This window comes from Inquilinus ginsengisoli (assembly GCF_050434925.1).
Lineage (GTDB): Bacteria > Pseudomonadota > Alphaproteobacteria > DSM-16000 > Inquilinaceae > Inquilinus > Inquilinus ginsengisoli_B.
This window is the reverse complement of record NZ_JBNDJK010000001.1, coordinates 4,756,569-4,772,375: the sequence shown is the minus strand read 5'-3', so window position 1 is coordinate 4,772,375 and position 15,807 is coordinate 4,756,569. Positions and strand designations below refer to the sequence as shown.

The following is a 15,807-nucleotide window of genomic DNA, read 5'->3' as shown; positions in this document are numbered from 1 at the left end:
ATCACACCCCGTTATAGGCAGGATCACCGGTTTTGGCTTCCGTCATCGGCGATCCATTCCTACCCTCGCCGGCGAGTCACGGGGAAAGGGGACCGACGTGCCGGATGCCGATCGCGAGGCGCTGTACCGCAAGGTCAGCCTGCGCCTGATTCCGTTCATGATCCTCCTCTACCTGGTCAGCTTCCTCGACCGGGTGAATGTCGGCTTCGCCGCCCTGACCATGAACGCCGACCTCGGCATCACGCCCTACGTCTTCGGCTGGGGCGCCGGGATCTTCTTCTTCGGCTATTTCCTGTTCGAGGTGCCGAGCAACGTGATCCTGGAGAAGGTCGGGGCGCGGCTGTGGATCTGCCGGATCATGGTCACCTGGGGGCTAATCTCGGCCGCCATGGCCTTCGTCGAGGGGATCTGGAGCTACACCATCCTGCGCTTCCTGCTGGGCGCGGCCGAGGCCGGGTTCCTGCCGGGCATGATCCTGTACCTGACCTACTGGTTCCCGGCGGCACGGCGGGCCCGCTTCGTCGCCCTGTTCATGGCCGCGGTGCCGCTGGCCAGCGCCATCGGCGCGCCGGTCTCCGGCCTGATCCTCGACGCCACCCACCTGTGGTTCGGGCTGAAGGGCTGGCAGTGGCTGTTCATCATCGAAGGGCTGCCGGCCTGCGTGCTCGGCCTGCTGGTCTTGGCGTGGCTGCCGGACGGGCCGGCGAAGGCGCCCTGGCTCGACGAGCCCGAGCGCGCCGCCATCGCCGCCGACCTGACCCGCGACCGCGCCGCCGCGCCGCACCCGCCGCTGCACGACCTGTGGCCGGCCCTGGCCGATCCGCGGGTGATCCTGCTGGGCCTGGTCTATTTCGGCATCGTCATCGGCCTCTACGGCATCGGCCTGTGGCTGCCGCAGATCGTCAAGGGCATGGGCTTCACCACGCTGGAGACCGGCTGGATCATCGCCCTGCCCTATCTGGTCAGCGCCGGCGCCATGCTGCTCTGGGGCCGGCACAGCGACCGCACCGGCGAGCGCGTGCTGCATGTCGCGCTGCCGGCCCTGGTCAGCGCCATCGGCTTCGCCGGCAGCATCACCACCTCCTCGAACATGCTGTCGCTGGTCTTCCTCGGCGTCGCCGCGGTCGGCATCTACGCCACGCTCGGGCCGTTCTGGACCATGCCGCCGGTGTTCCTCGGCGGCATCGCCGCGGCCGGCGGCATCGCCCTGATCAACTCGATCGGCAATCTCGGCGGCTTCGTCGGGCCCTATGCGGTCGGCTGGATCAGGGACTCGACCGGCAGCTTCACCGCCGGCATGGCCGTGCTGGCCGCCAGCCTGGCCGCCGCCGCCATCATCGCCCTGGTCGTCGGCCGGTATGTCCGCGGCGCCGCGGCGCCTTCGCTGCCGGGCTGAGCCGGCGGCTTGCCATTTCCCGACCCAGCCTCTATTCCCATCGAGGAGATTTCAGAGAGCCATTGTTCCAGGCCAAAATGAACGCCGCCGATCACATCGATTACCTGAAGACGATCAACCAGACCTTCCACGAGCAGATCAAGAGCGCCGATCAGAAGGCGGCCTATATCTTCACCTTCCTGATCGCGCTGGTGGCGTGGTCGCCGGAGATGCGGGCGGTCTTCACCTGGACCCGAACCGTCCCCTTCCCTTCGGTGCAATGGGGCCTGTGCCTGGCCCTGGTCGTCGCGCTGGCCGGTGGGCTGGTCTGCGTGGCGCTGGTGCTGCTGCCGCGCAAGCGCAACGGCGGCGTCTGCCTGTACTGGGCGGCCTGGCCCCATGCCGGCGAGCGTCTGGAGCACGCGGCCCGCCGCACGGAGCCCGACTTCATCGCCGCGGAATACACCGCCAATGCCCGCAACCTGGCGGCGATCTGCCAGGCCAAGTACCGCTATGTCGGCTACGCCTTCCGGTGCCTGGCCGTGGTCATCCTCTGCTACGTGCTGCTGATGGCGATCGGCTAGAGATACGTCCCGTTTCAGCCTAAGCTTCGGCATCTCTCGCCGCCCCCGCCGATGCCGAACCGAGATCGCCTTCGCCGTGCCTGCCTGTCGACGCTGATGGCCGGGCTGTTCTGGGCAGCAGCGGTCCAGGCCGCGACGGCCGGTGCCATGACGTTCAGCCGCCAGGGACCGGCGGAGGACTGCGCCACCTGCTTCTGGATTCTAGCCGAAGGCGAGATCGACAGCAGCACCCCGGGGCGGTTCGACGACTTCCTGGCGCAACATCCCGATCCGCCGCGGCTGGTCCGGCTCAATTCCCATGGTGGGCTGATCGTCTTCGCCATGCGGCTGGGCCAGATGATCCGCGAGGGCGGCTTCGACACCGTGGTCGGCCGGGCGAGCATGCACCATGCCGATGGCCGCATCGAGATCCAGTTCTCCAACTGCTATTCCGCCTGCACCCTGGCCTTTCTCAGCGGGCTCCGGCGCCGGGTCGACCGCGGCGATTTCGGCATTCATCGTCCCGCATTCGATCGGGCCCGGATCGGCCGCACGGTCGACCAGGAACAGATCGAGCGGGCGATGCGGCTGTCGGGCTACGTCTTTGCCGCCTATGTGGTGCAGATGGGAGTCGACGCCGAGTTCATCACCCGAAGCTTCGCCGACCCGGAGATCCATCTGCTCGACCATGACGACTTGGTCCGTCTGAGGATCGTGATCGACTAGAGATACTTCCCATCCATGATCGCCAGCGTGTAGTCGCGATAGCTCATGCCGAGTTCCTCGGCCCGGGCCAGGCGGCGCAGCGCCACCTCCCGCGGCGGCGTCTTCCACGCGGCGGCATGGGCCTTCTTCCAGCAGAAATGCCGCCAGGACGGCGCGGAATCCGGATCCCCCTCCTCCAGCGGCGGTCCGCCATTGTGACCGAGGCCGGCGAGGAGCTGCGATGACATCGAATATCTCATATCAGGGATAATATCTCTAAAAGGAGAACAGGCCAGCCCATTCCGCATCATGGCGAGCCCCTTAAGGGCGTGGTCATCCAACGGCACCGAACAGTGGATGGCCACGGCGCTGCGCTCCTCGCCATGACGGCAGGGTGGTCAGCTCCAGACGCAATGTTGCATCGCAATTGACAGAAACCCGCCGGGCCGTATCCTGTAGTCGACAACTCGACATTCTTCTTGCCCGACGGGCAGGAGCGGCAATGAAGCCCCATCCGCAAGCCGGCAACGGCAGGCGATGGGGTTTTGTGCGTTTCAGGGGACAGGCGTGCGGGCGAGCTACGCGATCGGTCTGCTCTATTCGACCACAGGCCCCTATGGCGCGATCGGGCGCGAGGCGCTGGACGGCGCCATGATGGCGCTGGCGGAGGTCAACGCCGACGACGCGTTCGGCTTCACCCTGGCCCCCGTCGCCGCCAACCCCGAAGGCGTGATCGACCGCTATCACACGCTGTGCGAGGCGGCGATCCGCGAGGGCGGCTGCCGCCAGATCGTCGGCACCATCACTTCGCTGTCGCGCAAGGAGGTTCTGCCGACCATCGAGAAGCACGACGCGCTGCTGTGGTACATCTGCCCGTATGAGGGCTTCGAGAGCAGCGAGGCCGTGATCTATACCGGCGCCGCCCCGAACCAACACATCGTGCCGCTGTTCCAGCATGTGCTGCCGCGCTGGGGCACCCGCGCCGTCCTGCTGGGCTCCAACTACATCTGGGGCTGGGAGGTCAACCGCGTGGCGCGCGAGCTGATCGGCGCCTGCGGCGGCGAGGCTCTGGCCGAGCGCTATCTGCCGATCGGCAGCGAGGATGTCGGCCGGCTGGTCCAGGAGGTGCGGGAGAAGCGGCCGGACTTCATCCTGAACAACCTGATCGGCCCGTCGAGCTATGCCTTCTTCCGGGCCTACCGCGAGCTGGCCGACAGCGACCCCGCCTTCGGGCCGGACCGCTGCCCGATCGTCAGCTGCAACCTGACCGAATGCGAGCTGGGGCTGATCGGCCCTGCCGGCACCGGCCATCTCAGCAGTGCGATCTACTTCGAGGGCGTGGACACCGCCGAGAACCGCGCCTTCCGCGACCGGGTGCGGCAGCGCTTCGGCACCGGCCGGCGCAGCTCGGCCTTCCTCGCCGGCGGCTATGCCGCGGTGCGGATGCTGGCCGAGGCGATCCGCGAGGCCGGCACCGATGCGCCGGAGGCGCTGCGGCCGGTGCTGCACGCCCGCCGCTTCGCCACGCCGCTGGGACCGCTGGGCATCGACCCGCGCACCAACCACGCGGCGCTGACACCCTGCCTGGGCCGGATCGGAGCCGATGGCGGCTTCGAGATCCTGGGCCGCGCCGCCGCGCCGGTGGCGCCGGACCCGTATCTGGTCGAGTTCGACGCCGCAGCCCTGGCCCGGCGCGTGCTCAAGCCCGGCGCGGGGCCGCGGCTGAAGCGGGTGAAGTGAGCATGCGCCGCGTCCCCACCCCCAACTTCCGCGGCCGCAGCGCCGTGGTGCTGCACCGGCCGCATACCGCCGCCGATGCGGTGCTGCGCCAGCTCGAGCGGCTGGGCATCGCCGCCCGGCCAGCCTGGCCGGCGCTGGCCGCAGCCGACCTGACCGCCGACTTCGTGCTGTTCGACGCCGACACCGCGCATGACGGCCAGTTCCCCTGGGCCGCCGGTTCGCCGCCGATGCCGCTGGTCGCCCTGATCGGGTCGGAAGCACCGGGCCGGCTGGATTGGGTCCTGGCCCAGGGCGCCACCGGCCATCTGCTGAAGCCGGTGGCCTCGGGCGGCGTGTTCAGCGCCCTGGTGATCGCCGAGCACGGCTTCGCCGAGCGCCGCGACCGCGAAGCCCGGATCGCCGATCTGGAGACCCGGCTGCGCCTGCGGCCCGTGGTGGTGCGCGCCATCCTGACCCTGATGGCTCAGCACGGGCTGAACGAGGCCGACGCCTTCCGCGAGATCCGCAGCGCCGCGATGCAGCGCCAGTGCAGCATCGAGGAGCATTGCCTCGACCTCGCGGCCGGCACGGCGGACCCGGCCGCCGGCCGGCGCGGAGGCTGAGCCGTGGCGATCCTGAGCCAGCTCCTGCGCCGCAAGCTCGCCTTGTTCGGGCTCGTTGTCATCCTGGTGGTGGTGGCCGCAGCCCTGCTCGCGCCCTGGATCGTGCCCTTTTCGCCGGACGAGCAGCTGTTCGACGGGCTGACGCTGGAGGGTGCCCCCCTGGCCCCGGATGGCCGCTTCTGGCTGGGCACCGACCTCTTGGGCCGGGACATGTTCTCGCGCCTGGTCTACGGCGCCCAGACCTCGCTGATCATCGGCGTGGTCGCGAACGGCGCCGCGGTGCTGATCGGCACCTTCTTCGGCGTCGTCGCAGGCTTCGTTGGCGGGTGGCTGGGCGCCGTGATGATGCGCTTCACCGACCTGATGATGGCCTTCCCCGCCCTGCTGCTGGCGATCGTGCTGGCCGCGATCTTCAAGCCGTCACTGTGGATCGTGGCCCTGGTCATCGCCATGGTGAACTGGGTGCAGATCGCCCGCATCATCTACACCGAGACCCGGTCGATCGCGGAGCGCGACTTCATCGAGGCGGAATGGGGCCTCGGCGCCTCCCGCGCCCGCATCCTGCTGCGCCATGTGCTGCCGCACCTGCTGTCCACCACCATCGTCTGGGGCACGCTCGGCATCGCCACCACGGTGCTGCTGGAGGCCACCCTGTCCTTCCTCGGCATCGGGGTGCAGCCGCCGACACCGAGCTGGGGCAACATCATCTTCGAGAACCAGACCTATTTCTCGACCGCGCCCTGGCTGGTGTTCATTCCCGGCGCCGCCATCATCCTGCTGGCCCTGGCCTTCAACCTGGTCGGCGACGCGCTGCGCGACATCCTCGACCCGACGCAGAAGGGCCGGCACTGATGGGCGCCTATCTGCTCCGCCGCCTGGCCCAGGCCGTGCTGATCCTGCTCGGGGTCAGCCTGGTCACCTTCGTGCTGCTGTATCTGCTGCCGGCCGATCCGGCGCGGCAGATCGCCGGACGCAGCGCGACGCCGGAGGTTGTAGCGAACATCCGCGCCCAGCTCGGCCTCGACCGGCCGTTTCACGAGCAGTATCTGCGCTATCTCGGCGCGTTGCTGCAGGGGGACCTCGGCCGCTCCTACCTGCAACGGACCGAGGTGGCGACGCTGATCATGAGCCGCCTGCCGGCCAGCCTGCTGCTGATGGCCGGTGCCATCGTCTGCGAGCTGGCGCTGGGCCTGACCATGGGTGTGATCGCGGCGCTGCGGCGGAACACCGGCACCGACCACGCGCTGATGCTGACCTCCTTCATCGGCGTCTCGGCGCCGCAATTCGTGGTCGGCATGCTGCTGCTCTACGTCTTCGCCTGGCAGTTGGCCTGGTTCCCGCTCGGCGGCTACGGCACCTTCGCGCATCTGGTGTTGCCCTCGCTGACGCTCGGGCTGCTCGGCGCCGGCTGGTACTCGCGGATGATGCGCTCCGCGATGCTGGACGTGCTGCGCCAGGATTACATGCGCACCGCCCGGGCCAAGGGCCTGGGCGCCTGGCGCGTGGTGCTGGCGCATGCACTGCCCAATGCGCTGCTGCCGATCATCGCCATGATCGGCATCGACATCGGCCTGTTCATGAGCGGCATCGTCGTCGTCGAATCCGTGTTCGGCTGGCCCGGCATCGGCCAGCTGACCTGGCAGGCGATCCAGCGCGTCGACATCCCGATCATCATGGGGGTGACGCTGGTCTCCGCCGTCGCCATCGTGCTGGGCAACCTGCTGGCCGACCTGATCGCCCCGTTCATCGACCCGAGGATCAAGCTGCGGTGACGAATAATCGCACCGAACAAACACAGGAGGTTTCATGCTGAAGTCCATGCTGCTCGCCGGTGCCGCGGCCCTGACGCTGGCCCTGGCGACGCCCGCCATGTCCCAGGACATCAAGCAGGGCGGCACCATGACGGTCACCTACAAGGACGACGTCACCACCCTCGACCCCGCCATCGGCTACGACTGGCAGAACTGGTCGATGATCAAAAGCCTGTTCGACGGGCTGATGGACTACAAGCCCGGCACCACCGAGCTGGTGCCCGACCTGGCCGAAAGCTTCGAGGTCTCGGCCGACGGCCTGACCTACACCTTCAGGCTGCGCCACGGGGTCAAGTTCCACAACGGCCGCGAGCTGAAGGCCGTCGACGTCAAATACTCGCTCGACCGCGTGGTGCAGCCGGAGACGCAGAGCCCCGGCGCCGGCTTCTTCGATTCGATCGAGGGCTTCGCCGACGTCTCCGGCGGCAAGGCCAAGGAGCTGAGCGGCGTCACCACGCCGGACGACTACACCGTCGTCTTCCGCCTGACCCGGCCGGACGCGCCCTTCCTGCACAAGATGGCGCTGAACTTCTCGCACGTCGTGCCCAAGGAGGAGGTCGAGAAGTACGGCGCCGACTTCGGCAAGCACCCGGTCGGCACCGGCGCCTTCAAGATGACCGAGTGGACACTGGGCCAGCGCATCGTGTTCGAGCGCAACCCGGACTACTTCCAGAAGGGGCTGCCGCATCTCGACAAGATCGTGTTCGAGGTCGGGCAGGAGCCGGTGGTGGCGCTGCTGCGGCTGCAGCGCGGCGAGGTCGACATCGCCGGCGACGGCATCCCGCCGGCCAAGTTCCTCGAGGTCACCCAGGACCCGGCCTACAAGGACCTGATCATCCAGGGCAACCAGTTGCACACCGGCTACATCACCATGAACGTCAAGGCCAAGCCGTTCGACGATGTGCGGGTGCGCCAGGCCGTCAACATGGCGATCAACAAGGACCGGATCATCCGCATCATCAACGGTCGCGCCAAGCCGGCGAACCAGCCGCTGCCGCCGTCGATGCCGGGCTACGCCGCCGACTACAAGGGCTATACCTATGATGTCGAGGGCGCCAAGAAGCTGATGGCCGATGCCGGCCAGGGTGCCGGCTTCACCACCGACCTCTACGTCGCCAACACCGACCCGCAGCCGCGCATCGCCCAGGCGATCCAGCAGGACCTGGCCCAGATCGGCATCAAGGCCGAGATCAAGGCTCTGGCGCAAGCCAACGTCATCGCCGCCGGCGGCGACGAGAAGCAGTCGACCATGATCTGGTCGGGCGGCATGGCCTGGATCGCCGACTTCCCGGACCCGTCGAACTTCTACGGCCCGATCCTGGGCTGCGGTGGCGCGGTGCCCGGCGGCTGGAACTGGTCCTGGTACTGCAACGCGGACCTCGACAAGCGCGCGGCCGAGGCGGATGCGATCGCCGACCCGGCCAAGGCGGCGGAGCGCGAAGCCAAGTGGCGCGACATCTTTCTCGACGTCATGAAGGACGCGCCCTGGGCCCCGGTGTTCAACGAGCAGCGCTACACCATCCGCTCCGAACGGATGGGCGGCGACGACGCCCTGTTCGTCGACCCCGTCCACATCCCGGTCAACTACGATAACGTGTACGCCAAAGATGCCCAGTAAGCCGCACCACCACCACACCATCCACGGCGCGCACCACCATTTCGGCTGGAACCGCGACTTCCCGCCGGTGGCCACGGTGGCGCCGGGGACGACGCTGGAGTTCGACTGCCTGGACGCCGCGGGCGGTCAGCTCAGCGCCTCCAGCACCGTCGCCGACGTGGCGACGCTCGACTTCAGCCAGGTCAACCCGGTCACCGGGCCGATCCTGGTCGACGGGGCCGAGCCCGGCGACGCGCTGAAGATCACGCTCGACCACTACGCACCATCGGGCTTCGGCTGGACCGCCAACATCCCCGGCTTCGGCCTGCTGGCGGACCAGTTCACCGACCCGGCGCTGCATCTCTGGCGCTATCAGTCCGACACGCCGGCCCTGTTCTCGACCCTGGCGAAGGTGCCGCTGAAACCCTTCGCCGGGACCATCGGAGTGGCCCCGGCCGAGCCCGGGCTGCACTCCGTGGTGCCGCCGCGGCGGGTCGGCGGCAATCTCGACATCCGCGACCTGGCGGCCGGGGCGACGCTGTGGCTGCCGGTCGAGGTGGCGGGGGCGCTGTTCTCGATCGGCGACACCCATGCCGCCCAGGGCGACGGCGAAGTCTGCGGCACCGCCATCGAGAGCCCGATGAAGGTGACGCTGACGCTCGACCTGGTGAAGGGCGCCAATCTGAAGATGCCACGCTTCACCACAGCCGGCCCGGTGACGCGCCATCTCGACGCCAAGGGCTATGAGGTGACGACCGGGATCGGCCCCGACCTGATGGAGGGGGCGCGCATCGCCGTCGCCGAGATGGTCGAGCTGCTGTGCCGCACCCGCGGCATGGCGGCGGTCGACGCCTATATGCTGTGCTCGGTCTGCGGCGACCTCAGGATCAGCGAGATCGTCGACCAGCCGAACTGGGTGGTGTCGTTCTACTTCCCGCGCATCGTCTTCGAATGATGCCGGTACGAGACGCAGCGCAGTTGTCGTGGCTCTCCCGCTTGCGGGAGTGGTCGGAGCCGCGTTGGCCGCTCCGGGTGAGGGTGTTTGTCGAGGCCCGGACCAGCCCTCACCCGGTCGTCCTGCGGACGCCCGACCTCTTCCGCCAGGCGGGAGAGGCGACGCAGCAAACCGGCAAGCCATCGTGACAGCGTCCAGTTCCCCCCTCCTCCAGGTCCGCAACCTCAGCACTCAGGTCGCGACGCCGGCGGGGCCGAAGCTGGTGGTCGAGGATCTGAGCTTCGACCTGAACCCCGGCGAGACGCTGTGCATCGCCGGGGAATCGGGCAGCGGCAAGTCGATGACCTCGCTGTCGATCATGGGGCTGCTGCCGCAGCCCATGGCCCGGGTCGCCGGCGGGCAGGTGCTGCTGGAGGGCCGGGATCTGCTGGCGCTGCCCGAGCGGCAGATGCGGCGGGTGCGCGGCGGCGAGATCGCGATGATCTTCCAGGAGCCGATGACCAGCCTGAACCCTGTGATGTCGGTCGGCCGGCAGATCGCCGAGGCGATCCGCGCCCATCGCCGGGTGGACGGTGCCGGGGCCCGGCGGCTGGCCCTGGAGGCGCTGGAGGCGGTGCGCATCTCCGAGCCCGAGCGGCGGCTGCGGCAGCATCCGCACGAGCTGTCCGGCGGCATGCGCCAGCGGGTGATGATCGCCATGGCGCTGGCCTGCCGGCCCAAGCTGCTGATCGCCGACGAGCCGACCACGGCACTGGACGTCACCATCCAGGCCCAGATCCTGGAGCTGATGCGCGACCTGCGGCGCCAGTTCGGCACCGCCCTGATCCTGATCACCCACGACATGGGCGTGGTCGCCGAGATGGCCGACCGGGTGGTGGTGATGCACCAGGGTCGGGTGGTCGAGAGCGGCCCGGTGGTGCCGCTGTTCGAGGCGCCGCGCCAGGACTACACGCGACAGCTGCTGGTCGCGGTGCCGAAGCTGGGGCAGCTGGCCGGCCGCGATGCGCCGCTGCGCGCCGAGACCCCTGCCCTGCCCGCGGCGAACGAGCCGGTGGTGGCGGTGAAGGACCTGACCGTCCGCTTCGACATCGCCGGCGGTCTGCTGCAGCGCACGGTCAGGCGCGTGCATGCGGTCGAAAACCTCTCCTTCACGTTGAACCCAGGCGAGACGCTGGCGCTGGTCGGCGAGAGCGGCTGCGGCAAGTCGACCACCGGCAAGGCGCTGATGGGGCTGGTGCCCTGGCGCGGCTCGATCCGCATCGCCGGGGCCGAGGCCGCCGGGCTGGGGCCGGCCGCGCTGAAGCCGCTGCGCCGGAACATCCAGATGGTGTTCCAGGATCCCTACGCCTCGCTCGACCCGCGCATGACGGTGGCCGAGCTGGTGGCCGAGCCGCTGGTCATCCACGGCCTGGCCAAGGGGGCTGAGCTGGCCGACCGGGTCGAATGGCTGTTCCGCCGGGTCGGGCTGGAGCCGGAGCTGCGCCATCGCCACCCGCATGAATTCTCCGGCGGCCAGCGCCAGCGCATCTGCATTGCCCGGGCGCTGAGCCTGTCACCCAAGGCGATCGTCGCCGACGAATCCGTCTCCGCGCTCGACGTCTCGGTCCAGGCCCGGGTGCTGGACCTGCTGCACGAGCTGCAGGCCGATCTCGGCCTCACCTATCTGTTCATCTCGCACGACATGGCGGTGGTGGAGCAGATCAGCCACCGGGTGGCGGTGATGTATCTCGGCCAGATCGTCGAGACCGGCACCCGCCGTCAGATCTTCGAGGACCCGCGCCACCCCTACACCCGCAATCTGATGCAGGCCGTGCCGATCGCCGATCCGCGCCGCCGCCGCGACCATTTCCAGCGCCTGTCCGGCGAGGTGCCGAGCCCGGTGCGGCCGGTCGATCACAAGCCGGTGCTGGTCGACCTGGCCGATATCGGCGGTGGGCATCTGGTGGCGCGCGAGGCGGCGTAAGACCCGTTTTCAAGCGGAGGGCTCGTCGTTGGTGTCCGGTTGATGAGAAAGGACGAGCAGCAAGAGAATGAGAGCGACGTCCCACCTTACTTGTCATCCTCGGGCTTGACCCGAGAATCCAGGGGCGGCCAGAACGGCTCTTCGTGGCCCTGGATTGCCGGGTCAAGCCCGGCAATGACAAAAAAGGGAGAGGAGCATACCCGAACGCACGTCACGGCAGTGCCGCCCAGCCGAGCCCATTGCACTCACTTCAAACGAATTATAATATAAAGTCTGAATATTTTCGTTCGGTTGCCTTCTTCATCTCACAATAGAGGACTGAATTATGGTTCTCGACGATCATATCGGCGACCTGAGTTTCACGCCCGCACATGAAGTTGAAAACCGCCCTTCTGTCGCCGATCTGTTCAAAAAATCAAGAAGATGCGGAATATATATTATGGAGCTCCAGAATAATGAACTCTACGTCGGGAAAGCCACGGACGTGGTTCGGCGATATGGGCAGCACCGAAAAATTCATCAGGACATCAGGACGATCCGATTTCAAAAACTCAAAAGGTCGGAGCTCGATCAATGTGGCGCTCGTTGATCTATCGACTTGAGCGTGCCGGCTTCGGCCTGAGAAACGTTACTTTCACGAGCATTCCGCAGCCTGGGTCCGACTTTGAAGGGATCATGCCGATAGACCAGCAGAACCTCGGGCTGGCCATGATGCTCAAGGAAGATAGAAGGGTCGACCGCGCCCAAGATTCAGCAATCGACGCACGGTCTCTTCGATCGTTCGATAGGCTTCTGAAGGTATGCTCGATCGATCCGCATCTATCATTCCTGAGATACTATATAGAAAACCTCATCCCGTCTCCAAGGAGCTCGGAGATCTCCTTCTGGTCACTCACAGCTCTTGGAGCAGGCACAAGGGAACGGCCGGGGGCCCTCTACCGGCTCAACATGTTTTGGCAGGAAGTATTGTCGGTCTTCGGCGACGGCGAGGACGCGGAAATCCGGCTCCAATGCGCGAAGTCGCCCTTGGAGGCGGCCCCTGGTGGCCTCTCGCGAGTTGCTGGGCGCATAGGGGCAAAGTTTGATGAATTTCATTACAAACCGGGCGGATCCGATCAAATATCGCTCTTTGCTCCCTGGAGTGAGGATCCGCTGCGAATTCTCCGAGACGAGGAGGTCGCCAAGAGCATCCGCCTGTTCAATCTTCGGCTGATGAACAAGGGGCCGAGCAACTTCAGCAGAGCGCATTGCTCCGCCCTCGTCACCGCCGCCTACGAAGCACCGGATTCCGAGACTCGGGAGGCGCTATTCTGGAGCCGGTTCTGGAAGTCACGCGATAGGCGTTGATCAGCCATATCGCGGGAACTGACCTGTGGCCAGCCCCCGCCATCGGGCCGGGATCACACCGTCCACGAGAGGTGCATGTGGTCGATGCGCCGGATGCCGGTGTAGCCCCGAATCGTCGGCGCCGTCTCCAGCCGGAGGTGAGGGATCGCGGTGGTCAGGGCGCCCAGGCTCTCCTCCAGCTCGATCCGCGCCAGCGCCTCGCCGATGCAGCGATGGGCTCCCGCACCGAAAACCGGGTGGAGGCGCGTCGCCGTGGTCCGGTGGATGTCGAAGACATCGGGATTCGCATGGACCCGCTCGTCGCGCATCGCCGACATCGTGGACAATGTGCAGAGCGTCCCGGCGGGGATCACGAAACCGTGGAGGTCGATATCCTCGGTCGTCACCCGTCCGATCGACGCTACGCTGGGCTCGTATCGGAGGGCCTCCGCCACGGCGGCGGGGATCAGCGCGGGATCGAGGCAGACCTCATCCCACTGCTCCCGGTGCTGCAGCAGAAGGCAGACCTGCATCACGGCCGCCACCCGGGTCGTGTCCGTGCCGCCGATGATCAGGATGATGATCTGAAACAGCATCTCGATCGGCGAAAGCTCCCCGGCTTGATCCGCCGCGGCCAGGAACACCGACAGGAAGTCGCCGCGGGGCTGCCGGCGCCTCTCGTCGAGCACGGTCTCCACATAGCCCAGCAGGTGCCGCATGGCGTCCTCAGCCACGGGGATCTCCTCGGGCCGGACGCTGATATTGATGAAGCGGGTCACGTCGTAGACATGCCGGGTGAAGGCGGGGATGTCCCCCTGCGGCAGCCCCAGCAGATCGCTGATCACGACAGCGGGAAGCCGCGCCGCGAACTGCTCCACGAACTCGACATGCCCGGCCGCATGCCACTCCTCGATCAATCTCTCCACCGTTCTTCGGATCACCGGGCGGAGCTCAGCCATGGCGCGTGCCGCGAAGGTTCGTGAGAACGGCGCCCGCCGCCGGCGGTGAACGTCGCCATTGGCCGTCAGCATCCCGTATTCGAACGCGTCGAACAGCGATCCATCGGTGACGCCGAGCATCTTCGGGAACGCGGTCCCGCCCGCCAGCAGCCGGGGATCCCTGCTGAGCCGTTCGATATCCGCCTGGCGGAGCACGAAGCGGCTCCCGGCCTGATGCGCGACGACGGGGTAGTCTGCGCGATAGCGCCGGAACGTCGCATGGGGATCTTCGGCGAACTGCTCCTCCGTGAGGACCGGCAGATCGCAGCGTGCGGACATGGGGATCGCAGGGGACTGAACCGGATCGGCTTGCATCGGTACCTCCAAGACCTGGAGGCACCGTTGCAGGACCGGATTACAGGGCGATGTCCGGGATGCGCTTTTATGTTGCCGTTGTCATCGATCGATGGCGACGGGATCGCGGCCCGGCTCCAGTGCACAGGCCGGGTCCCGCTTCGGCGAGCGGCGGGACCCGGGCGGCTTGCTACTCTTTCTTCCCCTGCCAGAAGAAGTCGTTCTCCGTGCCCGGGCCCCAGACCAGGCCCTGGACGTTCTTGCGCGCGGCCACCGCCTCGACCTGCTGGAACATGAAGGCGTAGGGCCCGGTCTCACGGATCTTGTGCTGCAGGTCCGCATACATCGCCTGGCGCTTGGCGGTGTCGGTCTCCAGCACCGCGGCCTCGGTCTCGCGGGTCAGCTCGGGGATGTCCCAGGCCGTGCGCCAGGCGGTCGTCTTCATCGGCGGGTTCTCGCCGTTGTCGACATTCATGCCGAAGTTCTGGGCGTTGGTGTGCGGGTCCTGGTAGTCCGGGCCCCAGCGGCCGATCGCGGTCTGGTATTTGCGGGAGCGGATCTTGCTGGTCTGCTGCTTGTCGTCGGAGGCGATGATCTGCAGTTCCACCCCGGCCTTGGCGAAGGTCGCCTGGATCGACTGCGCCATCTCCAGATAGGGCGACCCGTTCGGCACGTCGATGGTGATCTTGAAACCGTCCGGATAGCCGCCCTGAGCCAGCAGCTGCTTGGCCTTGTCGACGTCGAGCTTGAACGGCATGTCGTCGAGGGCGCCGAGGAACCCCTTGGGCAGGAAGTTCTCATGCGGAACCGCCAGGCCCTTCATGAAGCTGTCGGCCATTCCCTGGTAGTCGATCAGGGACTTCAGCGCCTGGCGCACCTCGACCTTCTTCAGCGGCTCGGTCTGGGTGTTCATCGACAGGTACCAGAGGGTGCCGCGCGGCACCTCCTGCACCGTCACATCCGGGTTCGACTTCAGCGATTCGAGCTGCTCGCCGGTCAGGCCGCGGGCGATGTCGACATCACCCTTCTGCAGCAGCAGCATCTGCGAGGTCGGGTCGAGGACATGGCGGAAGAAGATCCGCTTGAAGCCCGGCTTGCCGCGCCAGTAGTCGTCGAACCGGTTCATCACCAGGCTCTCATTCGGCTTCCAGCCGCCGAGCTCGTAGGGGCCGGAGCCGGCGGAGTGGGTGTTCAGCCACTCATGGCCGAAATCGCCGTTCTTGGCGTTCGCCTCCACGATCTTGGAGTCGACCACCGAGGAGACCGTGGCGCTGAGGCAGTTCAGCACGAAGCTGGGCGCATAGGCCTTGTCGGTCTTGAACACCAGCGTCCGCGCATCCGGCGCCGTGACCATGTCGTCGACATTGTCGGCGGTCAGGCCGAACTGGCCGACGATGAAGGCGGGAGACAGGTTCAGCTTGATGGCGCGGCGGATCGAATAGGCCGCATCCGCCGCCGTCAGCGGGTTGCCGGAGTGGAACTTGACCTCGTCGCGGATCTTGAAGCTGTAGCTGGTGCCGTCATCGGCGACGGTCCAGCTCTCGGCGATGCCGGGCAGGAAGTTCGCCGGGTCCTGGGCGTTGTAGTAGATCAGCCGATCATAGACCTGGTTGATGTATTCGGTGGTCGAGAACTCGAACACCTCGGCCGGGTCGAGCGTGATGATGTCGTCGATGCGGTAGGCCTGGACCAGCGTGTCCTTCGGCGTCTCGGCCCGGGCCGGCAAGGCCGCGCAACCGAGCAGGATCGCGGCGATGGCGCCGCGAAGGATTGTTCTCATTTGGATGCACCCCCTGTTTGCTGGGCAGGGGCGATGGTAGGCCCGCCCCGCGGCGCCGACTAGGCGGATTCGCTCATGATTTCGCGCATCCGCCTATT

At 67.2% G+C, this 15,807-nt stretch carries 15 protein-coding genes; 12 read left to right on the top strand and 3 right to left on the bottom strand.

Annotation, left to right across the window (positions count from 1 at the left end; genetic code table 11):
- Positions 1-97: 97 nt before the first annotated feature.
- The 3 genes from QFZ27_RS22820 to QFZ27_RS22810 all read left to right on the top strand — a co-directional run bounded on the left by QFZ27_RS22820 (position 98) and on the right by QFZ27_RS22810 (position 2,664).
- A complete protein-coding gene (locus tag QFZ27_RS22820) occupies positions 98-1,396 on the top strand; it encodes an MFS transporter (protein ID WP_429228754.1) in 1,299 nt (432 codons plus the stop codon).
- A gap of 77 nt (positions 1,397-1,473) precedes the next feature.
- On the top strand, positions 1,474-1,959 hold the full coding sequence (locus tag QFZ27_RS22815) for a Pycsar system effector family protein (protein ID WP_429228753.1): 486 nt from the start codon (positions 1,474-1,476) through the stop codon (positions 1,957-1,959).
- 51 nt (positions 1,960-2,010) lie between these two features.
- Positions 2,011-2,664: a COG3904 family protein gene (locus QFZ27_RS22810; protein ID WP_429228752.1), complete on the top strand. Its 654-nt coding sequence runs from the start codon at positions 2,011-2,013 to the stop codon at positions 2,662-2,664.
- On the opposite strand, the gene QFZ27_RS22805 is transcribed toward QFZ27_RS22810, so the two are convergent.
- On the bottom strand, positions 2,661-2,891 hold the full coding sequence (locus QFZ27_RS22805) for a hypothetical protein (RefSeq protein WP_429228751.1): 231 nt from the start codon (positions 2,889-2,891) through the stop codon (positions 2,661-2,663). The two genes, QFZ27_RS22810 and QFZ27_RS22805, sit on opposite strands and share 4 nt — an antisense overlap.
- A 319-nt stretch (positions 2,892-3,210) precedes the next feature.
- Here QFZ27_RS22805 and QFZ27_RS22800 point away from each other — a divergent pair, with 319 nt between their 5' ends.
- From QFZ27_RS22800 to QFZ27_RS22760, 9 genes are all read left to right on the top strand, one after another.
- Complete coding sequence (locus QFZ27_RS22800; protein WP_429228750.1) at positions 3,211-4,383, top strand: transporter substrate-binding domain-containing protein; 1,173 nt, start codon at positions 3,211-3,213, stop codon at positions 4,381-4,383.
- Between the two features lie 2 nt (positions 4,384-4,385).
- A complete protein-coding gene (locus QFZ27_RS22795) occupies positions 4,386-4,985 on the top strand; it encodes an ANTAR domain-containing response regulator (RefSeq protein ID WP_429228749.1) in 600 nt (199 codons plus the stop codon).
- Between the two features lie 3 nt (positions 4,986-4,988).
- Entirely contained in the window at positions 4,989-5,837 is an 849-nt protein-coding gene (locus QFZ27_RS22790) for an ABC transporter permease (protein WP_429228748.1), read from the top strand.
- Positions 5,837-6,757 (top strand): ABC transporter permease, encoded by a 921-nt coding sequence (locus tag QFZ27_RS22785; RefSeq protein ID WP_429228747.1) that lies wholly within the window; start codon positions 5,837-5,839, stop codon positions 6,755-6,757. Before QFZ27_RS22790 ends, QFZ27_RS22785 begins: the two co-directional genes overlap by 1 nt.
- A 34-nt stretch (positions 6,758-6,791) precedes the next feature.
- Positions 6,792-8,414 (top strand): ABC transporter substrate-binding protein, encoded by a 1,623-nt coding sequence (locus QFZ27_RS22780; protein ID WP_429228746.1) that lies wholly within the window; start codon positions 6,792-6,794, stop codon positions 8,412-8,414.
- Entirely contained in the window at positions 8,404-9,348 is a 945-nt protein-coding gene (locus QFZ27_RS22775) for an acetamidase/formamidase family protein (protein WP_429228745.1), read from the top strand. The genes QFZ27_RS22780 and QFZ27_RS22775 overlap by 11 nt, the downstream gene beginning before the upstream one ends.
- 184 nt (positions 9,349-9,532) lie before the next feature.
- Positions 9,533-11,311, top strand: a complete 1,779-nt coding sequence (locus QFZ27_RS22770; RefSeq protein WP_429228744.1) for an ABC transporter ATP-binding protein — start codon at positions 9,533-9,535, stop codon at positions 11,309-11,311.
- 325 nt (positions 11,312-11,636) lie between these two features.
- Positions 11,637-11,900 carry a GIY-YIG nuclease family protein gene (locus QFZ27_RS22765; protein ID WP_429228743.1) on the top strand — a complete coding sequence of 88 codons (264 nt, stop codon included), beginning with the start codon at positions 11,637-11,639 and terminating at the stop codon, positions 11,898-11,900.
- An 86-nt stretch (positions 11,901-11,986) separates the two neighbouring features.
- Complete coding sequence (locus QFZ27_RS22760; RefSeq protein ID WP_429228741.1) at positions 11,987-12,658, top strand: hypothetical protein; 672 nt, start codon at positions 11,987-11,989, stop codon at positions 12,656-12,658.
- A 53-nt stretch (positions 12,659-12,711) separates the two neighbouring features.
- On the opposite strand, the gene QFZ27_RS22755 is transcribed toward QFZ27_RS22760, so the two are convergent.
- Both QFZ27_RS22755 and QFZ27_RS22750 read right to left on the bottom strand, forming a co-directional pair.
- Positions 12,712-13,950: a cytochrome P450 gene (locus QFZ27_RS22755; RefSeq protein ID WP_429228740.1), complete on the bottom strand. Its 1,239-nt coding sequence runs from the start codon at positions 13,948-13,950 to the stop codon at positions 12,712-12,714.
- Between the two features lie 169 nt (positions 13,951-14,119).
- Positions 14,120-15,709, bottom strand: a complete 1,590-nt coding sequence (locus tag QFZ27_RS22750; RefSeq protein WP_429228739.1) for an ABC transporter substrate-binding protein — start codon at positions 15,707-15,709, stop codon at positions 14,120-14,122.
- Positions 15,710-15,807 lie beyond the last annotated feature (98 nt).

Coding starts and splice junctions, on each gene's coding strand:
- QFZ27_RS22815 (WP_429228753.1), top strand. CDS start 1,474: ATGAACGCCGCCGATCACATCGATTACCTGAAGACGATCAACCAGACC.
- QFZ27_RS22760 (WP_429228741.1), top strand. CDS start 11,987: ATGCCGATAGACCAGCAGAACCTCGGGCTGGCCATGATGCTCAAGGAA.
- QFZ27_RS22765 (WP_429228743.1), top strand. CDS start 11,637: ATGGTTCTCGACGATCATATCGGCGACCTGAGTTTCACGCCCGCACAT.
- QFZ27_RS22810 (WP_429228752.1), top strand. CDS start 2,011: ATGCCGAACCGAGATCGCCTTCGCCGTGCCTGCCTGTCGACGCTGATG.
- QFZ27_RS22755 (WP_429228740.1), bottom strand. CDS start 13,950: ATGCAAGCCGATCCGGTTCAGTCCCCTGCGATCCCCATGTCCGCACGC.
- QFZ27_RS22750 (WP_429228739.1), bottom strand. CDS start 15,709: ATGAGAACAATCCTTCGCGGCGCCATCGCCGCGATCCTGCTCGGTTGC.
- QFZ27_RS22780 (WP_429228746.1), top strand. CDS start 6,792: ATGCTGAAGTCCATGCTGCTCGCCGGTGCCGCGGCCCTGACGCTGGCC.
- QFZ27_RS22775 (WP_429228745.1), top strand. CDS start 8,404: ATGCCCAGTAAGCCGCACCACCACCACACCATCCACGGCGCGCACCAC.
- QFZ27_RS22785 (WP_429228747.1), top strand. CDS start 5,837: ATGGGCGCCTATCTGCTCCGCCGCCTGGCCCAGGCCGTGCTGATCCTG.
- QFZ27_RS22795 (WP_429228749.1), top strand. CDS start 4,386: ATGCGCCGCGTCCCCACCCCCAACTTCCGCGGCCGCAGCGCCGTGGTG.
- QFZ27_RS22805 (WP_429228751.1), bottom strand. CDS start 2,891: ATGTCATCGCAGCTCCTCGCCGGCCTCGGTCACAATGGCGGACCGCCG.